The 9,440-nt window shown below is 63.2% G+C and carries 9 protein-coding genes; 6 read left to right on the top strand and 3 right to left on the bottom strand.

Translation table 11 applies throughout. The features are described 5' to 3' along the window. The 3 genes from K1X71_20420 to K1X71_20410 form a co-directional block, all read right to left on the bottom strand. A partial coding sequence (locus K1X71_20420) for a phosphoribosylformylglycinamidine synthase (GenBank protein MBX7075514.1) occupies positions 1-1,922 on the bottom strand: 1,922 nt, incomplete at its 3' end. Beyond that, positions 1,906-2,751 carry a prephenate dehydrogenase/arogenate dehydrogenase family protein gene (locus K1X71_20415; GenBank protein ID MBX7075513.1) on the bottom strand — a complete coding sequence of 282 codons (846 nt, stop codon included), beginning with the start codon at positions 2,749-2,751 and terminating at the stop codon, positions 1,906-1,908. The genes K1X71_20415 and K1X71_20420, both read right to left, overlap by 17 nt. Positions 2,752-3,125: 374 nt before the next feature. Then, a complete protein-coding gene (locus K1X71_20410; GenBank protein ID MBX7075512.1) occupies positions 3,126-3,848 on the bottom strand; it encodes a hypothetical protein in 723 nt (240 codons plus the stop codon). A 216-nt stretch (positions 3,849-4,064) separates the two neighbouring features. Here K1X71_20410 and K1X71_20405 point away from each other — a divergent pair, with 216 nt between their 5' ends. The 6 genes from K1X71_20405 to K1X71_20380 form a co-directional block, all read left to right on the top strand. Further along, positions 4,065-4,427, top strand: a complete 363-nt coding sequence (locus K1X71_20405; GenBank protein MBX7075511.1) for a hypothetical protein — start codon at positions 4,065-4,067, stop codon at positions 4,425-4,427. 113 nt (positions 4,428-4,540) lie between these two features. Next, a complete protein-coding gene (locus tag K1X71_20400; protein MBX7075510.1) occupies positions 4,541-4,858 on the top strand; it encodes a hypothetical protein in 318 nt (105 codons plus the stop codon). Between the two features lie 111 nt (positions 4,859-4,969). Then, complete coding sequence (locus K1X71_20395; GenBank protein ID MBX7075509.1) at positions 4,970-6,016, top strand: phosphotransferase; 1,047 nt, start codon at positions 4,970-4,972, stop codon at positions 6,014-6,016. After that, entirely contained in the window at positions 6,016-6,981 is a 966-nt protein-coding gene (locus K1X71_20390; protein ID MBX7075508.1) for a nucleoside hydrolase, read from the top strand. Before K1X71_20395 ends, K1X71_20390 begins: the two co-directional genes overlap by 1 nt. Before the next feature lie 123 nt (positions 6,982-7,104). Continuing rightward, a complete protein-coding gene (locus K1X71_20385) occupies positions 7,105-7,965 on the top strand; it encodes a DUF4105 domain-containing protein (protein MBX7075507.1) in 861 nt (286 codons plus the stop codon). A gap of 136 nt (positions 7,966-8,101) precedes the next feature. After that, positions 8,102-9,440, top strand: a 1,339-nt coding sequence (locus tag K1X71_20380) for a penicillin acylase family protein (protein MBX7075506.1), incomplete at its 3' end; no start/stop codon positions are given.

Raw genomic sequence — 9,440 nt, 5'->3', positions numbered from 1 at the left:
CCTTGCACCTCGTGATCGTACTGGCGAATGATCCACTCTTTGCTGGCCACGTTCAGCGAGCCGAGGATCGCCAATAGCTCGGGCGTGTAGTCGAGCCGAAATTTGTCTGGCAGCGGTTGCGGCTCAAGGGGCGCGGGCTCGTACACCGCATCGCGAACCACCGGCGGCCGGCCATCGTGCAAGATGTGCATCGACAGGTCGGCCACCTCCTGACCGTGATAGGTGAGTCGCAAGCGGCCGGTGGGGACAAACGTGCCCAGGCGGGTCGCTTCGACTCCCTCTTGGGCGCAAAGCTGATGAAAGCGCGGCCACTGCGCGGGGGGCACCGCCAGCACCATGCGTTCTTGCGCCTCGGAAATCCACATCTCGGCGTAGCTCAGACCGGCGTACTTGAGCGGAATGGTTTCTAGCTGCACCTCGGCGCCGATTTCGGCGCCCATCTCGCCAACGGCGCTCGAGAAGCCACCGGCGCCACAGTCGGTGATGGCAGTGAACAGCCCTTCGTCGCGCGCGGCGAGGACCACGTCGGTCACCATCTTTTCGGTGATGGCGTTGCCTATCTGCACCGCGCCGCCGCTGATGGTCTCGCTCTCGTGCGTCAGTTCGGCCGAGCTGAAGGTGGCGCCGTGGATGCCGTCGCGGCCGGTGCGGCCGCCAATGGCCACGATGTAGTCGCCCGGCTGCGCCGCCTTGTGCGACTTGTCGCGCGGAATCAAACCCACGTTGCCGCAATAAACGAGCGGATTGCCCAGATAGCGGCGGTCGAAGAACACCGCCCCGTTGACGGTGGGAATGCCCATCCGGTTGCCGTAGTCGCGCACGCCGGCGACAACCCCTTGAATGACGCGGCGCGGATGCAGCGCGCCGGCGGGCACCTGGTCGGGAGGCGTATCGGGCGGGGCGAAGCAAAAGACATCGGTGTTGCAGATCGGCTTGGCGCCGAGGCCGGTGCCGAGCGAGTCGCGGATGACGCCCCCCAGCCCGGTGTTGGCGCCGCCATATGGCTCGAGCGCCGAGGGATGATTGTGGGTTTCGACCTTGAAGACCACGTTGTGCTGCTCGTCAAACCGCACGATGCCGGCGTTGTCTTCAAAGACGCTAACGCACCAATCGGCGGCGCCGAGCGACTTGCGCACCGCCACCGTGGCGGCGAAGATCGTCTCCTTGAGCATGTTGGCGAAGTCGCGCGCGCCGTGCTCGTCGCGATAGCGAATGCGACCTTTCAGCGTCTTGTGGCTGCAATGCTCACTCCACGTTTGCGCGATCGTCTCCAGCTCGGCGTCGGTGGGCTCGCGCCCCAGTTCGCGAAAGTGGGCCTGGATGGTCTGCATCTCGACCAGCGACAGATAAAGCTGTCCTTCGCGGCTCAGGCGCTGTAGCGCGGCGTCGTCGAGCCCGCGTAGCGGAACCTCCACGCGCTGAAACTCGTAGGGCGCCCCCATATCGAGCCGATCGATCGTCAGCGGCCCGCGAATGGCCAGTTCCACGGCGTCGTTGGCCAGCGCCTTGGAGATCAGCGCATCGAGTTGATCGGCGGCCAGTCCTCGAAACCAATACTTCGACAGGGTGCGAACCGCTTCGAGTTCGATGCCGTGATCGGCCAGCGCCGCCTGCGCGCTGTGCGCCACCGGGTCCATCACGCCCGGCTTGGGCAACACATGCACCACCTGCTCGTCGCCGTCGGTGAGCGCCGCCGAGCCCACGACGTCAATGGTGACGCGCTCGACCACCGCATCGGCCAAGAGTTCGCGGGCGGCCCGCTCGGCCTGCTGGTGGTCGATATTGCCTTGCAGCAAAAAGCCTCGCGCAGTGCGTACCGCCAGGCGGTCGGCAATGCCCAGCGCGGCGGCGGCCGCCTGCACGCGCTGCGCTGCCAGATCGGGCTGCCCCTGGGCGGAATGAATGTCAACTTCCCAAAGCATCGCGTTTTGTCTTGGCTCGGTTGAGGATGGTTTTCAGTTGTTGGCGGTCGCCGGCGGCGAGCGCCGCGCGCAGCGCCGTCAGTGTTTCTTCAAACGGCGTCAAGGCGGCCAGCACCGCCTCGCGGTTGTCGAGCAGAATCTGCGTCCACAATTCCGCGTCTCCGGCGGCGACGCGCGTGGTGTCGCGAAAGCCGCCGGCGGTGACCGGGTGGGCGGCCAATGGCACGGCGTCGGCCAGCGCCGCGGCCACCAGATGCGGCAAATGACTTGAGGCCGCCACGGCTCGATCGTGCGCGGCGGGGCTCATCGCCATCACGCGGGCGCCCAGCGACTCCCAAAATTCGGCGACGCGCTGGCGATCGGCCTCGCGCGTGTGGGCGCCAGGCGTCACCACCACCAGCCGCCCCTCGAACAGGTCGGCCTGCGCCTCGGTGGGGCCTTGTTTTTCGCTGCCCGCCAGGGGATGACTGCCGACAAAGGTCACCTCGCGCGCCAGCGCGCCATCGAGCGCGGCGACGATCGTGCCCTTGGTGCTGCCCGCGTCGGTGATGAGCGCGCCGGGTGGGCAGGCGGCGGCTGCGGCGCGGACATGCTCGACAATGCGATCGACGGGCGAACAGACCACGATCAGTTGGGCATCGGCCACGCCAGCGGCCAGGTCGAGCGTGGTCTCGGTGACGGCGCCGATGTTCTGTGCGGCCGCCAGCGACTCGGCGCGGCGGCCAATGCCAACGACGCGCTCGGCCAGTCGCCGGTCGCGCAGCGCCAAGCCGACCGAGCCGCCAATGAGGCCAACTCCGATAATGGCCACGCTGTCGAGACGCTGCATGTGGGGCGCGAGGGGAGTGGAAATAAGTGAGGCCGAGCGACGCGCCAATTGTAGCAAAATCGCGGCCGGCGTCAGGCGGCGCCACGAGGCGATGGTTCCGCCGCATTCGTCGATCGGCTAGCTTGGGGCGGGGAGTTTTGTGTGGTGGAGCAGGTCGATGCGCCCAGCGGCGGAACAGGTGTGGCTCGACGCTAGCGATGCGGCGGGCGTTGCGCGGTTTCTAAGGCGACGGTCCGGCGGACTTGCCCGGCGTCTTCTCGAAATCGGCGGCGCTCCCTTCGGGCGTTGTGCTAACGCCTGTCAAGGAGAATCCCGCGTCCGACTGAGGCAGGATACAACCGCGAGCCACTTTCGAAGCGGCAGTGAGATTTCTATCAAAGTGCAAGCGCTCGCGCCGGAAAATGCTCCTGGTTACAAAGACCTTCCAGCCACCGAAGGGGAACATGAAAACGAATGGAGACGGAAAAACGGCCTGCCTCCGCTACGGTTCTAAGTATTTGAGAACCTTGTCGCTCTCGGTGTTGCTTTCGTTCATCGGAGTGTCTGTATCGGGGTGCCGCACAAATGTCGAACACTCGCGACGAGAGCGCTGCTGGCAGCTTGGACCAGCGCAGATTTTGAACTCGGACGCGGAGACGATTGTGCTCGTTGGGATCGAGCGAATCGTTTATCGCGAGACTTGGTTGGCCGAACCGCCCTACGTCAGGACCCCAGCCGCGGTCGCGATCATTCGAATCAATCAACTTGGTCAAATCGACTGCTCGCGCATCGAACGCACGACCGACAATTTGAGCCCGCGCTTGGCAATCGTCTTTCCGTTTGATGACCGAATCTACTGGTTGATATCTGGGTCGCGCGATCGAACTGAGAAGCTGCTTGTTATTGACGATTGTGCCGTGCGCTTGGCGACTGACGGCGAACAAGTCGCCCTCAAGCAGCGACTTGGGGCGACGACGCTCGATTTTGGCACAGCGGCGCCGCGGATCGAAGCGCTGACCGCCGCCAGTTCCTACCACCATGTTGAATTGGACTTGTCGCGCAGGGTTCATGTCATCGACGGCGATCAGTTTGTGATCCGTCAGACCGCGAATCATCAAGAAATCAGGCTTCGTCGGGGTGACACAGAACAATTGCTGATTACGCTAGACCCGACGAGTGTTGAGTTGAAGGCCACAGTAGCGACGGCCCCTAGACATGGCAGCTAGCGGCGATTGGCGCCTGATGTGGGCTCGATCCAGTCGCATCGGCGCGACGAGTCACCAGTGTCAATGGTCAATCCTTATTCCAGCCCGCCGAATGATCGAGGCGCTGCCATGTTTGGCTATGCCAAAGTCGCGTTTCGAACGTGGATAGTATTTTGCGCGATCTGCGCAGCTTCGCCCCTCATCTCGGGTGGGGGAGGCTACGCATTTGTCATTCCCGGCACGCAGTGGCAATTGCCGTCGCTGCGACTCATTCCACCTTGGTTGCCACCGTACCTCGTGGCCGAGGCGCTGATCGACATTGGTTTTGGCCTAACCCTGCCGGGGTTCGCGCGATGGATCTGGTTTGCGGGCGAGGGGCGGCTGGTGGTTCGCCCATTCTTCGTGGTAGTCGTCTGGCTGACCGTGCTGGCCTTGAGCCTCATCCTGTCAGTCCCCGCTCGGCGAGCCAAGTGCGGCCAAACAAGGCTATGATGGTTGTCGGATCGATTAGCGTTTCAAGGTGTACATGGCGAGAATTTGTAGAGTCGCGTGCCCCTAGACCGAGCGAACGACATGAAAAAATTCCCCCAACATTTTCGCCAGAGATGAGCGACAACCCGTATCAGGTCGAAGTGGCGGAAGACACACCGAAGCGCAAGCAACGCGACTTGCGCTATTGGATTAGCACAGCATGCGACCATCTGTTTTTTGCAGCGGCGCTCTTTCTCACGATACCGGCGATTCCATCGAACGAGGAACGATACTACTTCAGTCGAGCGGTTGTGCCGTGCGTGCTGCTCATGTCGGCCTCGCGGACGCTAGCGATTGTGCGTGGTGAAGAATCGCTGGTGGGATGGATTCTCAAGGTGGCTATTGTGGTCGCGTTTGGCTTTGGCAACTACGCGCGAGTATTCGGGCCGTAGCAGCGCTTGCGAAAGCAGCTTGCTATCGGAGTGAGGCGCTGATTGATTTTGGTTTTGGCTTGGCTCTGCCAGGGGTTGGCGGGCGAGTAGCTTCTTTGGTGGAGCAGGTCGATGCGCCCAAAGGCGGAACCGGTGTGGCTTGACGCTGGCGACGCGGCGGGCGTCGCGCGGTTTCTGCGCGAGCGCGGCTGGATTGAACCGGACGAAGTGGTGCTGGAAGTGGGCCGCGCCGGCGACGGGAACATGAACCTCACGCTCCGCGTGCGCACCGGCCAGCGCTCGTTGATCTTGAAGCAAGCCCGCCCCTGGGTGGAAAAGTATCCGCACATCGCGGCGCCGGCCGAGCGAATGGAGTATGAGGAGCGGTTTTACCAGCGCGCCAGCGACATCGTGGAGGTCGCGCGGCGGATGCCGCGGCTGTTGGCCTCGGATGTCGCCGCTGGGGCGATAGCGCTGGAAGACATCGCCGACGCGCATGACGCCAGCGACTTGTATCGTGGCGCGACGATGGGTCGGGAGCAGGTCGATGAGTTGGCCTTCTATCTGGCGGCGCTGCATGGCGCTACTTATGGCGCCACTGGCGAGGCGCGGTTTGCCAACCGCGCCATGCGGGCGCTCAATCAAGAGCATATCTATCGCCTGCCGTTGGCGGCCGACAACGGACTCGATCTGGAACTGTTCGAGCCTGGGCTGAACGCGGCGGCGAGCGAGTTGAAGCGCGACGTGGAGTTTGGTCGGCTGGCACGCCTAACCGGGGAGCGTTATCTGGCCGACGGCCCGTGCCTGGCGCACGGCGACTTCTTTCCCGGTAGTTGGCTCATGGCGCCGCGCGGCCTGTTTGTGATCGATGCCGAGTTTTGTTTTCTTGGGCCGGTCGAATTCGATCTGGCCTGCGCCATCGCGCACTTGGCGCTGGCACGGCAACCGATCGACTTGCCCGAGCGCCTGCTCGATCAGTATTGTCGCCGGTCGGCCGAGCGCTTGGCGCCCGACGGCGTCTGGCTGGCGCGCTTCGCGGCCTGCGAGGTGATGCGGCGGTTGATCGGCGTTGCCCAGTTGCCGATTCCGCCGAGCGATGGCTTTCGCGCCGCGCTGCTCGGCCGTTCGCGCGACGCCTTGTTGAACAATGATTGGAGGCGATTGTGGGACCACGCTTGATGCTGCCTGCGCTTGGTTGGTTGGCGCTAGTTGCCCTCGGCGCTCCCGCCATCCGCGCGGCGGCGCCGGTCGATGTATGGCTGGATGTCGATACTTCAACCGGCATCAGCGACGTGGACGATGGTCTGGCGCTGATCCAGGCGTTTCACTCGCCCGAACTGACGATTCGCGGCATCAGCACGGTCTATGGCAACGCGCCGTTGGCCGACGCCACGCGGATTGCGCGCGAGGTGCTGAAAAAGTTCGGCCCCGCGGGACTCGCGATTCATCCGGGTGCGGCGGCGAGCAGAGAATTGGGAGAAGACAACGAGGCCGTCCGCGCGTTGGCGGCGGCGCTCGGCGAGAGAAAGCTCACGATTCTCGCCTTGGGGCCGGTGACCAACGTCGGCACGTTGCTCAAGCGGCGCCCCGAGCTGACGCCCAGAATCGAGCGCATCGTCGTTGTCGCCGGGTGCCGGCCAGGACAGAAGTTTATCTCCAGCGAGTCGCAGCGTGTGCCGCACCGCGACTTCAATTTCGAGAACGATCCGGAGGCGATGCAGGTGATCCTCGATTCGCCGGCGCCGCTGACCCTCGCGCCGTGGGAGGTGTCGTCGCAGGTCTGGATCGCCCGCGACGACCTGGCGCGTTTGCGCGCCACGGGGGGCTCGGGCGAGTGGATCGCCGACACCTCGCAATACTGGATCGAGCGCTGGGAGCGTGGCATCAGCCCGCGCGGATTCAATCCCTTCGACACGCTGGCGGTGGGCTGGGTCACGCACCCGGCGCTGATCAAATCTGAGCCGGCGAGCGTGCGCATCGAAACGGCCACCGACGACCGCGACCCGCGCAAGACCAAACCCTATCTGTTGGTCACGCCGCACGACAGCAAGGGACGGCAAGCAATCTACTGCTATCAGCCGCTGGATGGCTTTCAGCCGTTGCTGATGCGGCGTTTGGCGGGGAAGTCGCCGGAGCAGCGCTAATCCGCCGCGATTCGTTCAAGTTCTGACCCGCAAACCGCCGACAATCGAGCCACGTGGCGGCCCGCGCCAATCGCGCGGGATAGCCGACCAGAAATCTTCACGGTCCCACCATCGCGGCTCTCGATGCGTCTTGGATTTCGGCTGCTGCTGATTGTCGCGCTGGCCGGCTGTCTGTCGGGCTGCGCGGCCTTGGGCACGCCGACCAACACCGCCAACTGGTCGCCCGATCAGGCGGTGTTGAGCTATGCCGACATCGCGGGGAGCCAGATCACGATTCACAACATTCGCAACTGCGACTATCGCACGACCGAGGACTACGAGGTGCGACACTACGATCGCCGCATCGACCTGTCGCAGGTGCAAAGCGTCGACTTCATCGTGGTGCCGTTCGCCGAGATTCCGAGTCTGGCGCACACCATGCTCAGCTTTGGTGTCGACGACGGCACGCAGATTGCGCTCAGCGTTGAGGTGCGCAAGCGCGTGGGCGACACCTATCAGCCCGTGCTGGCGATGTTGCCGATGTACGAGATCATGTACGTGATCGGCGACGAACGCGACCTGGTGCGACTGCGCTCGAACTATCGTATGGACGGGGTGTATTTGTATCCCACCAAGGCCACGCCCGAGCAGGCGCAGCAGATGTTCGCCAATGTGCTGCGGCGGGCGAACAAGCTGCGCGACGATCCCGAGTTCTACAACACGATCACCAACAACTGCACCACGAACATCCGCCAGCACATCAACGAGTTGGTCCCCAACCGCGTGCCGTATGGGTGGGACGTGCTGCTGCCAGGGCACTCCGATCGCCTGGCGTACAATCTGGGACTGCTCGACACAACGCTGTCGTTTGAGCAGACGCGGGAGCGGTCGCGGGTGAACTATCTGGCGTATCTGTATCGCGACTCGCCCGACTTTTCGCGGCACATCCGCGAGGGACAAGAGTCGACTCGGTTGGCGCGCCAATCGGCCGACGGCCCGCGCTGAGCGGGCACGGCACGAGATCGACGTGACGGTTTGGTTGATTTCCCTCTGGAACTCGCGCATGCTGCTCGATTGCATCTGCAGTTGATTTCGCAGCAATGCAAAGTTGGTTCATTGCGCGTTCGCTGGAGGGACGACCATGTTTCAGCTTCGTCTGGCGGTGGCTGTGTTCGCAGTGTCGTTTTCGGCCGTGGCGCGCAGCGCCGATTGGACAGCCTACGATCCTCCCTCAGAGGGAAAGGTCAAGATCGTGCGTGATACCTACGGAGTGCCGCACATCATTGCCTCACGCGCCCGCGATCTTTGCTATGGCGCCGGCTATTGTCAGGCGGAAGATCAAATTGAGTTGGTCGCCAAAAATTTCCTCCGCGCCGCCGGGCGCAGCGCCGAGTTTGAGGGCATCGCGGGCCTGGGCACTGATTATCTGGTGCGCGCGTTTGATCTGCCCGCCCAAGGAGACGCTTCGTACGATCGGCTTCCAGTTGAGCACCAGATGCAAGTTGCCGCCTATGCCGCAGGAGTCAATGATTGGGTCAAGGAAAATCGAGATCAAGCGCCGCCCTGGATCGAACCAATTCGTCCACAGGACGTGATGCGGTTTGCCCTGTTTGTCGACGAGCAGTTCACGCTGGCGCATTGCTTTCACGATCTCGATGGCGCCGGCGTCAAGTTCAACGCGGCCAAGGTGACTGCCGTGGTCGATAATCGTCGCGCCTTGTTTGGATCGAACCAGTTCGTCATCGCACCGCAGCGCTCAGCCACGGGCGCCGCGCAACTGTCGATGGATCCACATCTGCCGTTCCTAGGATTCTATCGCTGGTACGAGCAGCATCTGGTCGGCCCCGACTACAACGTGATGGGCGCGGGTTTCTGCGGATTGCCGTTCATCAGCATGGGGCGCAGCGACACCAGCGCTTGGTGCATGACGGTCAATGCCCCTGATCTGGGCGACGTGTTCGTGTTCGACATCAATCCAGACGACCCTAGCCAGTACCGTGACATCGAAGGCTGGCGTAAGTTCGATGATCGCGAAGAGTTGTTTCGCTTTCGTGATGGCAAAAAACAGACCGAGCGGCGGCTACCGGTGCGCCGCACCGCCCTCGGCCCGGTAGTCGCCCAGCACGATGGCAAGGCTTATGTGTTTGCGCTGCCATGGACAGAGTCCGCAAATCGGGTTCGACAGTTTCGCGACATGGCCCAGGCCAAGAGCGTCGGAGAGTTTCGGGATGCTTTGCGATCGCTGGACCTGGTGATGTTCAACATTGCCTATGCCGACGCGGCGGGCGACATCTTTTACATTTCCAACGGCCGAATTCCCAAACGCGACGATCGTATTTCGAGTCACGATGTTCGGCCCGGGCACGAAAGCTGGGCCCGCTGGCAAGGCTTTCACTCGCTCGAAGAATTGCCGCAGGTGCTCAATCCGCCATGCGGGTACGTGCTGAACACAAACAGCGGGCCGCAGAATGTATGTCCCG

The sequence above is a fragment of the Pirellulales bacterium genome (assembly GCA_019694455.1).
Classification (GTDB): domain Bacteria; phylum Planctomycetota; class Planctomycetia; order Pirellulales; family JAEUIK01; genus JAIBBY01.
Note: the sequence above shows the minus strand (reverse complement) of the source record. Positions and strands in the feature narration are given on the sequence as shown.